Raw genomic sequence first — 17832 nt, forward strand, 5'->3', positions numbered from 1 at the left:
CAACCTGAGTTCTTCGCATTTTGACCGGAGCGGATATGCCGAAGTAGGCGCTCAACGGCAGCGTCACCGTCGATGGCGCCGACGGAGCCTCTCATTTAGGAGGGGACGAGAACGGGGCGACCAGCGTATTGTGGAAGGCTGCGATTTGCCATACTCCTGCGTCCTTGACGAAGACGCGCAAGCTTAGCTCCTGATGCGGAGGCAATGCATGGCCATCTGGAGCAACTAGGCCGCTCAGCTCGTTGGTTACATTCGCGAGCGCAACGTCGGGCCGTATGAATCTTACGCTGACATCAATGGTTCGCTGCGTTGCGTTCTTCGCTCTGCTCGAGAGTATTGCAGATAATCCTTTCTCAATTCCGGCTTGGCCGTTCATCATATCACCCCGGACGCTGACAAATCGAGCGTCCGGCGCGTACATTCGGGCAGCAGCCTTCCCGTCGTGATTGTTGAAGCCCTCGGTCATTTCCACAATGACTTTGCGAATGGCCTGGTCGTCTTCGTTCCCGCCGATTTGCTGTGCATCCGACATTGATGCTATCCCAAACGTGGCGAGGCCGATCGCGATAATAGCGGCAAGAGCATTCATTTGTTTCATTTCTGCTCCTTCCGGCGGCCGAATACCTGTACAGTTTTGCCTTCGGTCAATGCCGAGGCGTAGCATCAGGTATCTGCCGACAGGAGCCGCAAGTCTGCGCGTCGGCACAGCAAAAATGCGGGTAGGCAGATGTTTGATTGGGACGACCTTCGCTATTTTCTGGCGCTCGCGCGAGGTGGCAGCATTGGGATCGCCGCAAAGGCATTGGGCGTGAATCAGTCAACCGTCCAACGCCGTCTACGGGCGCTCGAAGTGGCTCTCAACTGCTCGCTTGCTGAGCGGCAGGCCGGTGGATACCGACTGACGGTGCATGGCCAACAGCTATTGGCCCATGCGGAACAAGTAGAAACGACCATCGATACGTTACAACGCCAGTCGGCAACGCTCGACAATCGCACGGCTGGCCTAGTCAAGCTCACGAGCCACGTGACCGTGGGTCAGCGCATCATGAAATCTGGCTTCCTTGATTGCTTTCATTCGAGGCATCTAGGCATCACAATCGAGTTGATCATGGAGCAGCGCAAACTCGATCTTTCGAAGGGCGAGGCGGACATTGCGATCCGAGGCGGACCTCTTGATGATGACCCCGCGCTGGTTGGTCGAAAGATCGCAGAGGTCCCATGGGGAATTTACGCTAGCCATTCATTTATCGATCGCCACGGCCGGCCGGCTACGCCTGCCGACATCGACGGCTTCAGCATCGTTGAACTGGTTGATGAGATTGAGGCATTACCGGCGGCGCGGTGGATGAAGTTGCACGCGCCGGCGGCGAGAGTCGCGGCACGATGCAGCAATATTCCCAGCGTACACCTTGCAATCAAGTCTGGCGCCGGTATCGCTCCTTTGCCGGCAGTGTTTGCGGCCGCAGACGATGCGCTTGTCTGCGTGCTCGGTCCATTGCCTGAATTAAACTATCCATTGTTTCTTCTTGCACACCGGGACCTTCGTAAAGTACCGCGCGTCAATGCTGTTTTTGAGTTTTGCCTCAGCGAACTGAAGTCAGTCCTAATGCGCGGTGAGATGAAATGAGCGTTCGGCGACTTCCGCGTTTTGACCCGACTGCGAAGTTCGGTAGGCCTCTAAGAAGGTCCGCTTGTCAGGGGAGACAGGAAATCGGCGAGTCCCCGGTCCGACCGACGCAAATGATGTAAGCGGGGCCTCGAATCTGAAGGATCTTCGTTATGTTACATCGTGCGCACCGCAATTTCTGAGATATCATCCCTTTGCGGGAAGTCTCGTACTCGGATGCATCTTTACTGTGTGCGGGCAGCAGCAGGAGGTGAGACCATGGCGACCAATGCTTTGTCGGACCTTACGCGGCTGATTAATGGTTATCAGATTTCGCAGGCTATTCACGTGGCGGCCCGCCTTGGCATAGCCGACCACCTTCGGCGCGGGCCGCTAAGCAGCAACGAACTTGCTCAGCTCAGCGGATCGCATCCGAGGACACTTTATCGGCTCTTGCGGGCGCTGGCTTCAGTCGGTGTTTTCCATGAGACCGAGAACAAAAAGTTCTCGCTAACCTCGATGGGCGAGTGTCTTCGTTCCGACTCGCCGACTCCACTCGATGGCTGGGCTGCATATGTCGGCCGACCTTATGCCTGGCAGGCCTGGGGCCATCTTGAACACAGCGTCCGCACCGGCGAGAGTGCCTTTCGGCATCTCAATGGTCAGAGCGTGTGGGAGTATCGCAGCACCCGTCCAGATGAGAACGCGATCTTCAATCGAGCCATGACGGCCAATTCTCGCGGCGCCATCGAAGCTATTATCGCCGCCTATGATTTCAGCAGCTTTCGTCACTTGGCGGATATCGGGGGTGGTGAAGGCCAACTGCTGGCGGGAATTCTCGCCGGAAACAAGGGCCTGCGAGGAACGCTGTTCGATCAGCCGCACGTGGTAGGCAAGGCGGCCGAAGTTCTGAACCAACATGGTGTCGCCGACAGATGCGAAATCGTCGCAGGCAGTTTCTTTGAAACCATCCCGGAGGGGGCTGACGCCTATGTGATGCGAGCGGTTATCCACGATTGGGACGATGATGAAGCGATTTCTATCCTGAAGACCTGTCGCCGCGCTATGACGGCTGATGCCAGATTACTCCTCATTGAACGTGTGGTGGCCCCCCCGAACGAGGGGCCGATCTCGAAATTCAGTGACCTCAATATGCTCGTCATGCTCGGGGCCCTTGAACGGAGCTACGACGAGTATTCCGCGCTATGTCGGACGGCCGGATTTGATATACGCGGCACTGCTCGCGCAGGCTCCTACTTCCAGGTCATGGAGGCAGTGCCCACTTAGACTGAACCGGTGCGGGTGCTTTCGCGCCGGCTTCCTGCAGCGCGGAAATGGCCCATCCACGAAGGGTCCTTAGTCGTTCATTCGTCATCAGCATAGCGTTGGCTCCTGCCGGGGCGAATCCTTACGACCCCGTGCTCGTTCCGGGCGGTTAGCACGGGGCGGGGATTCACAACCGGCAGGGCTGAGGCTTGTCCACCTGTTCCGCACCATCTGTGGAGAACGCTACGCTTTCAGCGCGGGGTCTTCCTTCAAGCCAGTCGCCACGATCTTCAACGCGCCATCCGGCAGCGGCCGTTGCAGCGCCTTGGCTTCGTCCCACGGCGCCCGCATCCACACATCGTACTCCTCGGTCGTCGTCAGGATCACCGGCATAGCCTTCGGGTGCACGCGCTTCACCTCGGTGTTGGGTTCGCAGGTCAGGAACCCGAAGACGTCTATGCGCCTTGCGAACGCTCGTCCAGTTCGTCCAGATCCCGGCGAAGGCCGCGAGGGGACGAGACATCGAGAGCGAACCACACAGGGACCTTTTTGCCATTACTCGCGATCGGCGCCTGACGGCGAATTAACGGATCAGTTGGTTTGCGGGTAACCGCCTTTTTTGTCGAACCGGAACAACAGCAAATATACGGTCGGCACAAAGAACAGGGTCAACAGCGAAGCGATCGCGAGTCCCGACATCATCAGCACGGCCATCGGCTGCCATAGCGCGCCGCCCGCAATCGCCATCGGCGCCAGCCCGAGAACTGTGGTCGCGGACGTCAGCAGAATTGGACGCAGGCGCTTCTCCGACGCGCTAACAATCGCATCTCGCAAATCCAGCTTCTCGCGCTCAATGTCGATCTGGTCGATGAGCACGATCGCGTTGTTAATGATGATGCCCGAAAGACTGATGATGCCGAGCGTGCCGAAGAAGGAAAGCGGTTGTCCGGTCAGCAGCAAGCCAAAGGGGATACCGATCAGGATCAGCGGTATGGTGATGAACGTCAGGAGTGTGCGGCGGAAGGAGTTGAATTGCAGGATGATTGCAAGAATCATGACGCCGAGGGCTACGGGAAATCCGGCGACAAGCTTCTGGTTGGTCTCCGCGCTCTTTTGGATCTCGCCGGCGATATCGATGTGATATCCGCCGCTGAGATCCAGCGACTGCAACGCGGGACGGATGGAATCCAGGAGTTGCCCGGCCGTCAATGACGCGCTCCGCGCCGTGACCGTAATGGTCCGTTCCTGGTTCTTGCGGCGGATCCGCGCAACATCGAAGCCGGGTTTCAGCCTCGCGATTTGCGCAAGCGGAATGAGAGTCCCATTTTTCGCAAAGGTCGCGCTGGTAAGGCCTTCGAGGCTCTCGGAAGTATGGGCGGTGGCCCGGAGCACGATCGGAATGAGGCTATCGCCTTCGCGATAGATCGACACCGCGGCTCCGCTGAAATAGGTACTGAGGAGCTGGGCGATTTCCTCCGAGGTTATTCCAAGCTGGCGCGCGCGATCCTGGTCGATATCGATCACCACCTTGATCAGCTTATTTCCCCAATCGTCCTCGTTGTCGCGGATCCCGGGAGCTGCGTGAAAGAGCGATCTCACCTTCTGGCTGAGCGCCAGCAGGCGCTCACCGTCGGGGCCCGAAATCTCCACTTCGACGATGCCCGATTCCACCGAGCCCATCGCCAGCCGCTTGATCTTGAACCTGGCTTCCGGGTGGTTGGCATAGAGATAGCTCCAGGCACGATCTGCCGCCCTGATCGCGTTCTGATAGTCACTGGTGTTCACCAGGAAGAACGCTGCAGCCGGGTCGGGCGCCACGGGCGTCAGCGTCAGATAGAACCGGGGCCCGCCATCTCCGACATAGAGAATACTGCTCGTAATCTCCGGATTTTGCGCCCTCTCTCCGAGCCATTTCGAAATTTCCAGTGCACGTGCTTCGGTCTGCGAGATGTCCGTTCCGTCGGGCATGTTCATATAGATGAGAAACTGGTTGCGTTCGCTCAGCGGAAACATCTGCTTCGGCAGCCGGCCGAACTGGGTCAGCGCCAGCACGACCAGGACAATGCAACCGATCAACACGACAGGCGAGAAGCGGAGGGCCGACTGCAACATCGCACCGTAGAGACGTTGCAGCCGGGACGGCGAAATCTCTTCGTTGCCGGGAGCACGCCCGCGGCCGATGAACCAAACCGTGAGCGCGGGCAGAATGTAGAGTGCGGAAATCCAGGAGCCGGCCAGTGTCAGGGCGACGACCGCTGCGAGCGAGAACGCATATTCACCGGATGATCCCGGCAGAAGGAACAGCGGCAAAAAGGCCGCAATCGTCGTGATCGACGATATCAGCAGTGGAAAGGCATACTGCTCGCCCGCCGCAAGACCCGCGCCCTGAGCGGGAATTCCGCGGTCAATCCGGCTGACGATGTCCTCAACCATGACCACGCCATTGTCGACCAGCAGACCAAGCGCGATGATGATGGCGGCGATGGAGACTTGCTCGAGCGCGAGCCCAAGCACTCGCATGCCGATGAGCGAGAACATCACGGCGAACGGGACGATCATCGCTGCAATCACCCCTGCGCGCAGGCCCAGAAACAGAACCACCAGCGCCGCAACGACGATGAAGGTCTGTGCGACGTTCGACAGCGCCGAGTTGACGGACGCGCGGACCTGTTCGGCCTGGTAGGTCGCAAACTCGATCGCATATCCTATCGGAAGCTGCTGCTCGTAGTCTCGCGCGGCCGCACGCAAACTGCGGCCGAGCTGCGTGACGTCCTGATCGGGTTGCATGACCACGCTGAGCACCACTGCAGGCCGTCCGTTGAAGTAGACGGGCTTGATCTTGGGCGAAGCATAGCCGCGGTGAACGGTCACGAGGTCGGCGAGCCGCACCAAATTGTCGCCTGTGCCGACTTTCGTCAGCATCGTCTCGATCGCGCGGACGCTCGGAAAGTCGCCCGACGTCTCGAGCAGCAGGCGTGTGCCATCGGCGTTGACGGCTCCGGATGGCAGCACGACGTTTTGACTCTGGAGGTCCTTGATCAAGGCGTTCACCTGAACGCCGACCGCGGCGAGCTTTCGCGTGTCCAGCTCCAGCCAGACTCGCTCGTCCTGGACACCCAAGAGATCGATCTTGGAGATTCCCGGGAGCTGATAGAGCTTCTTGCGAAAGTCCTCCGCCATGTCCTTCATCTCGCGCTGGGAAAAGCCCTCGCCAGTGATTGCGATCGTCGCAACGGCGACATCGCCAAAGTCGCTGTTGACGAACGGACCAATCACGCCGTCCGGTAGTTCGACCTTCACGTCGCCCATCTTGTCGCGAAGCCGCTGCCAGGCTGCGTTGACGTTGCCAACCTCATCCTTCAGGTCCACGTAAATCGTGAGCGCCCCTTCGGTGGCGAGCGTCCTGATGTCCTTGACCTCGGCGAGCTCGCGGATTTTGCGCTCGATCGGGACAGCAACCAGATTTTCCATGCGCTCCGGCGCCATGCCTTGGAAAAGCGCCGACACCACTGCGGTGCGGATGACGATGACCGGGTCCTCGCGCTTTGGGAAGTTCGGATAGAGAACGACCCCGGCGAGCAGCAGGCAGATCATGACGGCGATCGTGAACCGCGACCGCGCAAGGCCGAATAGCGTGAGGAGATTCACGGTGCCTACTCCTGCACGGGGAGAAGTTTTACTTTCTCGCCATCCACCAGGTAGGACACGCCGGCGGAGGCGACGATGTCGCCCGCGCCAAGTCCCTCGGTGACGACCAGATGATTGTCGCGAACTCCGCCGACTTTGATGCTGTGCTTTTTAACGGTCGAGCTGCCGCCGTCATAGAGAAAGACGGTCGCCGTACCCTCCAACTTGCCCTCCGGAGCAAGGACGCTGAGCGGCACCAGGAAGCCGCTTCGTCCGCCGCTCAACGGCTCTTCGATCGTGACTTCCGCCGACATGCCGGCATTCAAGCCGGCAACGTTGTTGTCGAGCCTGACGACGACCGGAAAGGCCGAGACCTGCTCCGCTTTGGATCCGAGCTCTTTGATATCACCCTTCAGGGAAAGATCTGGCATGTCGGCGACTTTGACGGCGACTGGCTGACCGACCCGCAGGCTTTGAAAGGTCGCCGCAGGCGCCAGAAACGACATTTCGAAACGATCATCGCTATACAGGGTCAGGATCGGCTGTCCGGGCGCGACTTGAGCGAAGGATTTGACGTCGACGCGGGCAACGGTGCCGGAAAACGGCGCTGGAAGCTTGCTCCGGTCCAGGTTGTGATCGGCCAGGTCAAGCTGGCGTTTGGCCTGATCCAGTTGTGCCCGGGAGGTCAGTAGCGCAGCTCTTGATTGATCGAAGACGGCCTGGGCCGTGACGCCTTTCTTGAGCAGCTCCTCCTTGCGCTGGAAGTCCGCTTCCGCGTTGTCTAACTGTGCTTGTGCCTGCTGCACGCCGGCGCTCGCTTGCTCGACTTGCGTCTGCAGCGAACGGGGGTCGATTTCTGCCAGCACCTCGCCCAGCGCCACTTTTTGGCCGACGATGAGAGTGACCGCTTTCAACTGGCCTGCGATCTCGAATGACAGGCTGCTGACGTCTGCCGGCTGCAACACGGCGGGAAAGCGGCGGACGCGGTTCTCAGCCTTGGCCGCGACCTTGAAAGCGCGAAGACCGCGTACGGGCTGCTCGGTTGCCCCTCGGTCTTTCTCACCGCAGCCTTGCAGCCCCAGCACAAGGGCCGCGCAGATCAGAAGCCGCAGAGGTGGTCGATGCATGGTCGGCTCCGTCTGAGGCGGCGGGTGAGGCGACGTCCGCGCGTTGCATTCTTCCCTAAAGGATGTCGCCTGCCAAGGGCGCCCGATTCCAATAATGCGCCCCTTACGTGCTGGCTCACGAGCCCGCTGAACGAGAGAAATTGCTTTAGCGTTGATCTGCGTCAATTCCCACGCATTGCAGTGCGAAGTTCAGGAAGAGATGCAATCCAGGCATTGAAAATGCCTAGCCGAAGCGAGAGCATGCGCAATCCCCCGACCACAGTGGAGAGATCCATGGCCATCACGGAAGCTAAAGTGAATGCGGCTCAACAGGCATGGTGCGATGGCTTGGTCGAGATTGGAAAAGTCTACAGAGCATCAGGAGATGTTCGCGCGACGGCAACGAGGTTGGTCGAAGAACTCTACGACTATCGGGACGGTGTCGTGTTCTTCAAGCCGACATTGGCCCACGGCGCGCACACATTTCGTAGCACGGCTCAAGGAGCGGTGTCATACTTCGTCGGTGGCGATCCCGAGTTTCCCAACGACAAGGGCTTTGCCCTGAAGCCCTGGGCGCGCGCCTGGTACGACAACAACGCCGCCGAAAATGGCATTCAGATTCACGGAATGATCGCCATCACGATGGGTAACGTCTATGCGGTCGATTATGAGGGAAATGAGATCATGGTCGACAAGACATTCGTGTTCCGCCTCTGCAGCGACGGCAAACTGCGGCTTTGTGCTCACAAATCGGCACTGCCTTACGTTCCCGAGGCCTGATTGATTGCATACCACTCGCGAGGGTGAACTCGCCGGCTCTGTCCGGGGGTTGGAAAGGGGGGATATTGTCAGGGCTCGCGGTCACGCGTGGTGATATTTTCGGCGGCATAACTGCCGGCATCGTCGCCTTGCCGCTTTGCCTCGCGTTCGGGGTTGCCTCGGGATTGGGGCCGGCCGCTGGATTATACGGCGGCATTATCCTAGGCATCGTCGCCGCGGTGGTGGGTGGCACACCCGTCCAGATCTCCGGGCCGACGGCACCCATGACGCTCATTGCCGCGAGCATTGTTGCGGCAAACACCGTGCCCAACGGGACGCTGCAGCTTGCGTCGGTCGTCGGAATTTTCTGCCTCGCAGGTGCGTTGCAAGTCGCCTTCGGGCTCGCAAGGCTCGGAAATTACATTCGCTTTCTGCCATATCCGGCGATTTCTGGCCTGATGACGGGCATCGGCATCATCATCATCATTCAGCAGATATTCCCGATAGCGGGCCTGCAGTCGCCGTCGTCCAGTCCGGCCGAAATCCTGAAATCTCTGGGGGCCCTCACGAAAGGTGCTCGCATCGATGCCTTTCTGCTGGCGGCGGCGACCATTGCGATATCATTCGTTCTCCCAAGGTTTTTCTCGGCTGTCCCACCGTCTCTCGTCGCATTGATCCTGCTGACGGGCCTGGCGGTGGCTTTCGGTCTTTCGGTGCCGACGATCGGAGACATTCCCAAGGGGCTGCCGGACTTTGTCCTGCCCCAGCTCAACATCGCCGATCTCAAGTTCGCTTTTGTCACCGCCTTTCAACTGGCATTCCTCGGCGCGATCGATGCTTTGACGACGTCGCTCGCCGCCGACAACATGACGAGGACGCATCACGACAGCAATCGAGAGCTCATTGGACAGGGCGCCGGTAACATCGGGGCGGCGCTGTTCGGCGGCATTCCGGGCGCAGGCGCCTTCATGCGAACTGCCATTAACGTTCGCGCCGGCGGACGGCATCGCTCCTCGGGCGTGATCCACGGTCTATTCCTGCTGGCCGTTCTCCTCGGCCTGTCGAGCGTGGTGCGGTACATTCCTCATGCCGTCCTGTCGGGAATTCTGGTCAGCGCCGGCTTGAGCATCATCGACTATCGCAGCCTCGGTCATTTGTTCCGCGCACCGCGCGGCGACACATGGGTCATGCTGATCGTGGTTGTGCTGACGATATTCACCGATCTGATCACGGCGGTCGGCACCGGCGCTGTGCTTGCGTCCCTGATCTTCATGATCAAGATCGCGCGCACGATGGAACAGAGCACGACGCTGACGCTGGTCGAGGACGAACTATGGCAGGATGAACTCGAGATTCCGGACGCGCTGAAGCAACGGCTGCTAATCAAGCACGTCACCGGGCCGTTGTTCTTTGGTTTTGTCTATGCGTTTCGGCGAATTGCCGAGCGGGCGTCGGACGGAAAGATGCTCGTGCTGCGGATGGAGCGCGTGACCTATATGGATCAATCCGGAATCTACGCGCTCCAGGATGTGCTGGTTGACCTGGAAGCCGCCGGGCTGAAGGTGTTCGTTGTCGGACTTCCTCGAGATCAGATCGATCAGCTCGAGGCGATGCATATTGTTCCGGATCTCTTGTCTGAAGGGGACATCTTCCAGAATTTCGACAGCTTCAAACAGAGGCTCCCGGCCATAGTTGAAGAGCTCAACACCGAAGCAGGACGGTCGTTGAAATCCTTGGGAGGCAACCAATAGCGTTATGTCAGCCGCCTGCGGTGAATGTCTGCTTATGTGCCCACCGTGGACGTGCATGAGACCGGTGGTGATGCCCGTGTTAGCAGTGAAGCGGACGTCGCAACCGTGATCGTCAGGCGACGAGGCGAAGCCCAGCATCAGCGGGCTTACCGACGATCCGCCGCAGCTCCGCCGTTACGCCATTTAGCACCGCGCGCTTCTCCTTCATCCGCTTCGAGTGATTGTAGACCTTGCCCGTCACGGTCGGCACGACAACATCGGACTACTTGCTGGGGTCGTGATCGAGGCACTTCGCGATCCATGCATCGTCGAAGCCGAGATCGCCTGCCAACGTGGCCGCCGTCCGGCGCAGATCATGTGGCGTGAACGGCTTGAGGCCGAGCAGTTCACAAAGGCCGGCAGTCTTCGTCTTGTCCTTGTTCTTCTCGTGCTTGGTGCCGCGCAGGGCGTCGGCCATCGCCTTGCGGTGGATTGGCTGGCCTTTGTACATGGGGCTCTCGAACACAAACTGCTGATCATCTGAGGCGAGGGCCTCCTTGATGATCTCGACGGCCAGATCCGACGACGGCTGCTGGATCACGCGCCGCTTTTTGACCCGCTTGAGGGGGGACGTCGAAGCGCGGATGCTCGCCGTCGAGGTCGAACAGCTCATCCCGGTGCGCCCCGAGCAGTTCACGTGAGCGCAGCATGGTGACCAGCTCGAACTTCAGCGCCAGCCGCGTCCGGCGATCATAGGGGAGGTCGTCGCGGTCCAGACCATGCCAAAAGATCCTTATCTCGTCCTCGGAGAGGACGCGGGTGCGGGGATGTTCGGGGTCGAGTTTGGGTAGGTTGACCGCAACGGTGAACCCAGACACTAGCCATTGTTACGAGCGGCTATGCCGACGCGTTGGCCAGAAGGAGACCTTTTGTCCGGGAAGCACCGGACGGTGATCGCGCCGCCTTCGACGGCAGGCACGGTGCGATGAAGCTGGAGGGATGGCGCCGCTGCAAGGCTCACAGGTCTCTAGCGGGGAAGTTCGCTTCTGAGTAATCGCCCGCCGCAATGCGTGCATCCCGCTCCTTTTGGGCCGTCAGTCCGACGTCGATCACATAGAGTAAGTTGATTGCGCCTTTATGGCTTATTGCATGGCCAAAGCTCGTTTCAGATTTTAGAAGTGACGCGCAATCGCATTCAGAACCGCTTCAAATGAGTTTAGTGCGTCGCTCACCTCCCTGATCTGTACGTCAGGAAGCGGTTTGGCGTTCCCCCCTAACGCAAGGTCGAGGTCGCGGTGTGCGATGTGGCGGTTTCGCCAGTCACGGGCGAATGCCGCTCCGGCAAGAGCCGTTCCACACCGCTTATCCACTTCATGTTTCAGTTCGGGATCGTCCATTAAACCCGGCAGGTTGAGGAGCGTGAGGTTTGATTTGTCTTTCCTGCCGAGCGAGATTGGCGGGTCGGTCAACCGTGCGATGTGTAGGAACACAGCTTCCCTCAACCGGTCTTGGATCATTCGGAAAAAGGACGGCGCTGCGCTGTTTAGCAGATCAATCCTGCTTTTCTTTTTCCCAAATAGCTCGACGTACTCAAGCCATGTGAGATGCAAATGCGCGATTTCCTGCCAAAGCTCAGCGTACTGCGTGCCGAGCGGTACACCCATTTCAGCGATGCATTCTCGCTTCGCTTCTGCCGCAGATTGCTTATTCATTCGAGGTCCTCAAGGAAAGGGTTGTTGAGTTGCGCTTGCGCCGCGCGATCCTCTTTGTCCGTCCCGCGCCTGACGATCATCAGTGCATCGTCCCGCAATGGCCTCTGCAACGCCTTCGCCTTTCACCCACACTACGTGTGCTCAACCGCGATCAGTCGGAAGTTCGATTTCAAACACTGATCCCTTCGGATCGGATTTCACCAGTCGTAATGTTCCGCCGTGACCTTCCACAATGGCACGGCTGATGGCGAGGCCCAATCCCATGCCCGCCGCCTTCTCGGTGAAAAACGCATCAAAGATGCGATCCTGATCTTCCTTCGCGATGCCGGTGCCACTGTCGCTTACGGACAGCACGACGGTTGACCCGTTGTCAGCTTCCATTGAAATGGTCACCTGTCGATTATCGGGGGCCGTGTTGGCCATGGCATCGATTGAATTCCTGATCAGGTTCAGAACCACCTGCTGTAGTTGAATAGGGTCGGCCCGCACAATAGTCCGACCCCCACGGAAATCAGTCGATACGGCAGTGCCGCTTGCGAGCAGGTCATGCTCGGACAGCGTGACTGCATGCCGAATGAGGGCTTCGAGGTGTACAGGGACCACCCGGTTGCCCGGCTCTCTCTTGAACAGCGCGCGAATGCCCGAGAGAACCTCATTCACCCGTAGGGCGTCTGCCTCAATATCGCTAAGAATGACCCCGACCTCCGCAAGTCCGGGCGGCGTGGAACGAAGCTGAGCGAGGGCAGCATCAGCGTTGAGGGCGATCGCACCGAGCGGGCTGCGCACCTCATGCGCGATCGCTGAGGTGGCCGCGTCCACGCTCATCAGCCGGTTCGTGCGTTCCCGGCGCAACAACGAGAAAGCATTGGCCAAGCGAGAATACAGCACTGTCATCTCGGTCAGAAGAACGCTCAACAGCACAAAGCTTGCAAAAAGCGCAAAGCCGCGCGATGCGTACCAACCTAAAGAAAATCGTACCGAGCTGGCAAGCATAGCCACCACAAAATTAGGCATCCATGCCATCAGGATGACGGCCAGCCAGATGTCGAGGATTGTGCGCTTGCGGACCAGCAATACCACGAGGACGATGGCGTACCAGAGTAGCAAACCGAGGTTTACTTGGTTGCCCAGCCGTGTTTGCAGGGTGACGCTGTCCCGGTAGAAGACCGGCAGACTTCCAAGCCCCGCTGTAGCAAGCCACGCCAATCCGGCCACCACAACGAATACGCTGACGATCGTTACGCCGATAGCCGCCTCACCGGGCCGATCCAGTTGCATGCTGCGAACCGGCGCATCCTTCGAAAACGCGTAGATCAGGATGCCGAGCGGGTACGTCAGATGCCAGAAAACGAAGAACCAAGCAGAGGTGTTGGTCCCGTCGCCGATGAGGCCCGTCGGCGCATAGCCGCCCGGAAAGCTAAGCGTCTGCAGAAACGCAAATGACGCGCTGCAAAGATACGCGGCTGCAACAGCCAAGAGCGCTCGCTGTGGCAGGATCACATATTGCGCGAGCAGCAGTATCGCCGTGATGAGGTCAGCCGTTGCCAAGACCGTTTGCAGAACGGGGACAAAAGCGTCAACGCGGCCAAGGGTCCTATTAGCAAACGGCGCGACCACTGCAGTAACGACGATCAGTGCAATCACAACGCTAATCGCCGCTCGGCGCTGCTGCGCTGTCGCTGGGACCGTTGCAATCGCAGGCGGAAAATCCCGAACTACCGCAGCAGGGTCGAAGTGACCACCTTTTAAACTGTTCGGCATCGCACTCTTTCAAGATCGGGCTCACGACCGAACACATGATGCCGGAGATCGAAGCCTACTTTCCAGTATTCTTCGGGCGAAGGTACACGCAGGACGCCGTTGCGCTCGCCATGAAACCTCACCACCCCGTGCAGGCTATCACACCAACCGATCCTCAGCCCTGCTGATCCAGCGGCGGTTCACCGCGTTCGTTAAGCGCCAGCGTCACGAGCGACAGCGCCAGCACGCGAGACGACGCAGCGATGGCCAGCACGGGCGGCGGCAGGCGTGCGGGCAGCGCACCGTCAGCGCGACGGCGCGGCACCGCGAGCGCGCCAGCTTCAGGCAGCGGCATCGGGCGCGCGGCGGCACCGGCATCGGCAGGCATCAGAGGGCCGCAGGGAGGGCCGCACAGCGAGGCCGGAACGTCGGGCGGCAGGCCCCCGCGCCAGCGCATCCACAGAGCCGCAGCGCGAAGGCCGTAGAGCGCGGCTGGGCGACAGGTTACAAGGGCACCGGGCGAGGGCGCGCGGGGCGCGCCATTCGAGGAACCCCGTACAAGGGACACTATACGGACACCACTTTCCGTTTTGCCCGCGCGATCAATCGGTTACATAGATCCTCACTCTCCCACAGGGGGAGAAGGAAGAAGGCCGGCCCTACTTCACCTTGCCGGTGGACAGATCCATGATCATGCGCGTGGTCAGGTAAAGACGCGGCACGATGGTGTCGAGCTTGACATATTCGGCATCGTTGGAATGCGCGCCGAAGCCCGAGAGACCCATGCCTTCGATCACCGCGCCCCTGGTCTTGAGCGCGGCAAAGGCGGCGTCGGTGCCGCCGCCGGTCGCTTTCTCGTCGATCTGGAGAGGCATTCCGAGCTCCCCGTAGATCGTCTTGCCGTAGGCCGCCACGCGGCGCGAGGCGTCGTTGGCCTCGAGCGGCGGACGGCGTACCTCGAATTTCAGCTCGACCTTGGAATCGGGCAGCAGGCGGTTCTTGATCTTCTCCTGCAGCGCCTTTTCCAGCTCGTCGAAATCCGAGACCTTGAGCGCGCGCGCATCGGCCTGGGCCGTGGCTTCGGCCGGGATCACGTTGCGGTTGGTGCCGGCCTTGGAGACGGTCCAGTTCAGCTTCAGGCCTTGCTCGGGCTTGGAGAGGTCCTTCATCTGAAGCACCTGGTGCGAGAGCTCGTAGAGCGCGTTGATGCCGCCCTCAGGCCTTGAGCCGGCGTGCGACGACTTGCCGATCACCGAAAGATAGGCCGAGCCGATGCCGCTGGTGGCGAGCCGCAGCGTGCCGTCGGTGCCGCCGCCTTCGAACGAGAACACCACGTCCTGATCCGAGGCGAATTTCGTGATGGCGCTGCGCCAGCCGGGCGAGGAGATCTCCTCGTCGCCATTTGTGAGCACCGTGAGAGTGCCGTATTTCCTGAAGTTCAGCTTCTGCAGCATCGCCACGGTGTGGAGAATGAGCGCGACGCCCTGCTTGTCGTCCGCAATGCCGAGGCCATAGGCCTTGTCACCGTCGATGCGGAACGGCTGGTCTTTCAGCATGCCCTTCAGGTACACCGTGTCCATGTGGGCGATCAGCATGATCTTGCTGCTGCCGGTGCCCTTGAACACGGCGTGCACGGCAGGACCGATCTTCTCGGGCGTGTCGTCGAGGCGATAGATGTCGGTGGGCTGCAGGATCTCCACGGCGCCGCCGAGTTGCCTGAGCTGGTCGGCCACCCGCGCGGCGATCTGGTTCAGGCCGTCGATGTCCCTGCTGCCGGATTCGATGCTGACGAGATCACGCAGCGTGTCGAGCAGCGGCTGTTGCTCCTTCTCTGCCAGCGCGTGGACGTCGGCCACGGGCTCGGCGTGCGCGTCGGTCGGGGCACATGCCAGCCACAGCGAGGCGATCATTGGTGCGACGAGCGAGAGAACAGGGTGCGATCGGAGCATGCGCGGCGGTCCATCGGTTGAAGAAGGAGCCGGTATGCCTGTGTTTGTCGCGATTGTCACGCGGCGGCGATGCTGCACCCTCTCCCCCTGCTGGCCACAAGGGGGAGAGGCAGCTCGCGTTCGCCACTTACTTCTGCGGCGGTCCCAGATCCAGCGGCGGCAGCTCGATCTGCGGGACCTCGATCTTGACCTTGTCGAGATCGACGTTGAGCGGCTTGTCGAGCAGGCCCGTCACCACGGACGGGAAGATGATCACCAGCAGCACCATGATCATCTGCAGGCCGATCCAGGGCATCGCGCCCCAATAGATGTCGGAGCTCTTCACTTCCTTCGGCGCCACGCCGCGCAGGTAGAACAGCGCGAAGCCGAACGGCGGATGCAGGAACGAGGTCTGCATGTTCACGCACAGCATCACGCCGAACCAGATCAGCGCCGCGTCCGGTCCAACGACGGGAGCGAGGATCTTCTGCGCGATCGGCGCGATCATCGGCAGGATGATGAAGGCGATCTCGAAGAAGTCGAGGAAGAACGCCAGGAAGAAGATGAAGAGGTTGATGAAGATCAGGAAGCCCCAGACGCCGCCGGGCAGGGAGGTCAGGAGATGCTCGAGCCAGACGCCGCCGGAGACGCCGAGGAACACCACCGAGAAGCAGGTCGAGCCGATCAGGATGAAGGTGACCATGCAGGTGAGGCGCATGGTGGATTCGTAGCCCTGCTTGATGAGGTCGCGCAGGTCCGGGATGCGCGCGGCCTGGAAGCAGATCCATGCCACCGCGAAATAAGTCACTGCGAAGGCGAGCTTGAAGATCAAATTCTCGCTGAACAGCATCGCGACGATGGTGCCGATGCCGGCGGCGACCACGCCGGTGACCAGCACCTTGCGATCGTTCGAGGTGAAGTCCTTGTGATGGATCGCGGCTAGCACGATGGCGCCGACCGCGCCCATTGCGCCGGCTTCCGTCGGCGTCGCAAGGCCCATCATCATGGTGCCGAGCACGACGAAGATCAGCACGGCCGAGGGGATGATGCCCATCAGGCACTTCTTCCACAGCGCCCAGCCGGTCAGCGTGCGGGCCTCCTTTGGCACCGGCGGAACGTGGTCCGGCTTGATCAGGCCGAGGATGAAGGTGTAGCCGGCGAACAGCATGATCTGGAACACCGAGGGGCCCCAGGCGCCGAGATACATGTCGCCGACCGACTTGCCGAGCTGGTCGGCGAGCACGATCAGCACCAGCGAGGGCGGCACCAGCTGCGTGATGGTGCCGGAGGCCGCCAGGACGCCGGTGATGTAGCGCATGTTGTAGCCGTAGCGGATCATCACCGGCATCGAGATCAGCGCCATGGCGATCACCTGCGCCGCAACCGTGCCGGTGATGGCGCCGAGGATGAAGCCGACGATGATCACGGAATAGCCGAGGCCGCCGCGGACCGGGCCGAACAGCTGGCCCATGGAATCCAGCATGTCTTCGGCGAGCCCGCATCGCTCCAATATCGAGCCCATGAAGGTGAAGAACGGGATCGCGAGCAGCAGCTCGTTGGAGAGCACGCTGCCGAACACGCGGCCGGGAATCGCCTGCAGGAAGTTGAGGTCGAAGAAGCCGAGATGGATGGCGAGGAAGCCGAAGGACAGGCCGACCGCGGCAAGCGTGAACGCCACCGGGAAGCCGATCAGCATCGCCAGAACCAGGCCGCCGAACATCAGCGGCGGCATCATTTCCAGCGTAATCATTGGGTCGGCCTCTCGTACTTGGCGTCGATCGTCACATAGCCCTGCAGAGCCGCGATACGCTTGATGACTTCGGAAACACCCTGGAGCGCCAGCAGGACGAAGCCGGCGGGAATCACGAACTTGATCGGCCAGCGGATCAGGCCGCCGGCATTGCCGGACATCTCGCCGACGTCATAGGCCTGCATGAAGAACGGCCAGGACAGATAGGCGAGCAGGAGACAGGCGGGGATCAGGAAGAACAGCGTGCCGATCAGGTCGAGCAGGAGCTGGCCGCGCTCGGACAGCAGCAGATAGAAGATCTCGACCCGGACGTGCTCATTGCGCTTGAAGGTGTAGGACGCGCCGAACATCACCAGGATCGCGAACATGTACCATTGCAGCTCCAGCCAGCCGTTGGAGGAGTAGCTGAAGGCGTAGCGGATCATGGCGTTGGCCGCACTGACCAGGCAGGACAAAAGCACCAGGAGGTTACAGACGTAGCCGATCTTCTCGTTGAGAAGGTCGATGGCGTTGCTCACCGCCAGCAATGGACGCATCTTATTTTTTCTCCGTCGCGGTCTAACTTCACGGGAGCAGCATCAGCACGCTTCGCTCGGTCCGCATGCGAA

At 60.4% G+C, this 17832-nt stretch carries 16 protein-coding genes and 1 pseudogene; 5 read left to right on the forward strand and 12 right to left on the reverse strand.

Features of this window, described 5'->3' with window-relative positions; all coding sequences use genetic code 11:
- Nucleotides 1-91: 91 nt before the first annotated feature.
- Nucleotides 92-598 (reverse strand): SgcJ/EcaC family oxidoreductase, encoded by a 507-nt coding sequence (locus tag ACNJYB_RS15950; protein WP_439374812.1) that lies wholly within the window; start codon nucleotides 596-598, stop codon nucleotides 92-94.
- Between the two features lie 129 nt (nucleotides 599-727).
- On the opposite strand from ACNJYB_RS15950, the gene ACNJYB_RS15955 reads away from it, so the two are divergent.
- Nucleotides 728-1627 (forward strand): LysR family transcriptional regulator, encoded by a 900-nt coding sequence (locus ACNJYB_RS15955; RefSeq protein WP_439374813.1) that lies wholly within the window; start codon nucleotides 728-730, stop codon nucleotides 1625-1627.
- A 258-nt stretch (nucleotides 1628-1885) separates the two neighbouring features.
- A complete protein-coding gene (locus ACNJYB_RS15960; protein ID WP_439374814.1) occupies nucleotides 1886-2893 on the forward strand; it encodes a methyltransferase in 1008 nt (335 codons plus the stop codon).
- Nucleotides 2894-3115: 222 nt separating this feature from the next.
- Here ACNJYB_RS15960 and ACNJYB_RS15965 read toward each other — a convergent pair.
- The 3 genes and pseudogenes from ACNJYB_RS15965 to ACNJYB_RS15975 form a co-directional block, all read right to left on the reverse strand.
- Nucleotides 3116-3429, reverse strand: a pseudogene (locus tag ACNJYB_RS15965) (SOS response-associated peptidase family protein); the annotation flags it as partial.
- Between the two features lie 34 nt (nucleotides 3430-3463).
- Nucleotides 3464-6466, reverse strand: a complete 3003-nt coding sequence (locus tag ACNJYB_RS15970) for an efflux RND transporter permease subunit (protein WP_439375569.1) — start codon at nucleotides 6464-6466, stop codon at nucleotides 3464-3466.
- 59 nt (nucleotides 6467-6525) lie between these two features.
- Nucleotides 6526-7626 carry an efflux RND transporter periplasmic adaptor subunit gene (locus tag ACNJYB_RS15975; protein WP_439374815.1) on the reverse strand — a complete coding sequence of 367 codons (1101 nt, stop codon included), beginning with the start codon at nucleotides 7624-7626 and terminating at the stop codon, nucleotides 6526-6528.
- A gap of 273 nt (nucleotides 7627-7899) precedes the next feature.
- On the opposite strand from ACNJYB_RS15975, the gene ACNJYB_RS15980 reads away from it, so the two are divergent.
- Together ACNJYB_RS15980 and ACNJYB_RS15985 are read left to right on the forward strand one after the other, a co-directional pair.
- Nucleotides 7900-8385: a phosphoribosyl-AMP cyclohydrolase gene (locus ACNJYB_RS15980; protein ID WP_439374816.1), complete on the forward strand. Its 486-nt coding sequence runs from the start codon at nucleotides 7900-7902 to the stop codon at nucleotides 8383-8385.
- 65 nt (nucleotides 8386-8450) lie between these two features.
- Nucleotides 8451-10115: a SulP family inorganic anion transporter gene (locus tag ACNJYB_RS15985; RefSeq protein ID WP_439374817.1), complete on the forward strand. Its 1665-nt coding sequence runs from the start codon at nucleotides 8451-8453 to the stop codon at nucleotides 10113-10115.
- Nucleotides 10116-10227: 112 nt separating this feature from the next.
- On the opposite strand, the gene ACNJYB_RS15990 is transcribed toward ACNJYB_RS15985, so the two are convergent.
- Both ACNJYB_RS15990 and ACNJYB_RS15995 read right to left on the reverse strand, forming a co-directional pair.
- Nucleotides 10228-10365 carry a hypothetical protein gene (locus ACNJYB_RS15990; protein ID WP_439374818.1) on the reverse strand — a complete coding sequence of 46 codons (138 nt, stop codon included), beginning with the start codon at nucleotides 10363-10365 and terminating at the stop codon, nucleotides 10228-10230.
- A gap of 12 nt (nucleotides 10366-10377) precedes the next feature.
- Nucleotides 10378-10695 (reverse strand): tyrosine-type recombinase/integrase, encoded by a 318-nt coding sequence (locus tag ACNJYB_RS15995; RefSeq protein WP_439375570.1) that lies wholly within the window; start codon nucleotides 10693-10695, stop codon nucleotides 10378-10380.
- Between ACNJYB_RS15995 and ACNJYB_RS16000 the strand changes: the two genes are divergently transcribed.
- Nucleotides 10652-10795, forward strand: a complete 144-nt coding sequence (locus ACNJYB_RS16000; protein ID WP_439375821.1) for a hypothetical protein — start codon at nucleotides 10652-10654, stop codon at nucleotides 10793-10795. The genes ACNJYB_RS15995 and ACNJYB_RS16000 overlap by 44 nt on opposite strands.
- Nucleotides 10796-11266: 471 nt before the next feature.
- Here the strand turns inward: ACNJYB_RS16000 and ACNJYB_RS16005 are convergent, their stop codons facing one another.
- From ACNJYB_RS16005 to ACNJYB_RS16030, 6 genes are all read right to left on the reverse strand, one after another.
- The gene (locus tag ACNJYB_RS16005) at nucleotides 11267-11806 is read right to left on the reverse strand and encodes a hypothetical protein (RefSeq protein WP_439374819.1); all 540 of its coding nucleotides are present in this window, start codon (nucleotides 11804-11806) and stop codon (nucleotides 11267-11269) included.
- A 141-nt stretch (nucleotides 11807-11947) separates the two neighbouring features.
- Nucleotides 11948-13567, reverse strand: a complete 1620-nt coding sequence (locus ACNJYB_RS16010) for an MASE4 domain-containing protein (protein ID WP_439374820.1) — start codon at nucleotides 13565-13567, stop codon at nucleotides 11948-11950.
- Between the two features lie 154 nt (nucleotides 13568-13721).
- Nucleotides 13722-13934: a hypothetical protein gene (locus tag ACNJYB_RS16015; protein ID WP_439374821.1), complete on the reverse strand. Its 213-nt coding sequence runs from the start codon at nucleotides 13932-13934 to the stop codon at nucleotides 13722-13724.
- Between the two features lie 271 nt (nucleotides 13935-14205).
- Nucleotides 14206-15495: a M20/M25/M40 family metallo-hydrolase gene (locus tag ACNJYB_RS16020; RefSeq protein ID WP_439374822.1), complete on the reverse strand. Its 1290-nt coding sequence runs from the start codon at nucleotides 15493-15495 to the stop codon at nucleotides 14206-14208.
- Between the two features lie 127 nt (nucleotides 15496-15622).
- Nucleotides 15623-17224 carry a TRAP transporter large permease gene (locus tag ACNJYB_RS16025; RefSeq protein WP_439374823.1) on the reverse strand — a complete coding sequence of 534 codons (1602 nt, stop codon included), beginning with the start codon at nucleotides 17222-17224 and terminating at the stop codon, nucleotides 15623-15625.
- Entirely contained in the window at nucleotides 17221-17760 is a 540-nt protein-coding gene (locus ACNJYB_RS16030) for a TRAP transporter small permease subunit (RefSeq protein WP_283080164.1), read from the reverse strand. The genes ACNJYB_RS16025 and ACNJYB_RS16030 overlap by 4 nt, the downstream gene beginning before the upstream one ends.
- Nucleotides 17761-17832: the final 72 nt, after the last annotated feature.

It is taken from the genome of Bradyrhizobium sp. SMVTL-02, assembly GCF_051853005.1.
Lineage (GTDB): Bacteria > Pseudomonadota > Alphaproteobacteria > Rhizobiales > Xanthobacteraceae > Bradyrhizobium.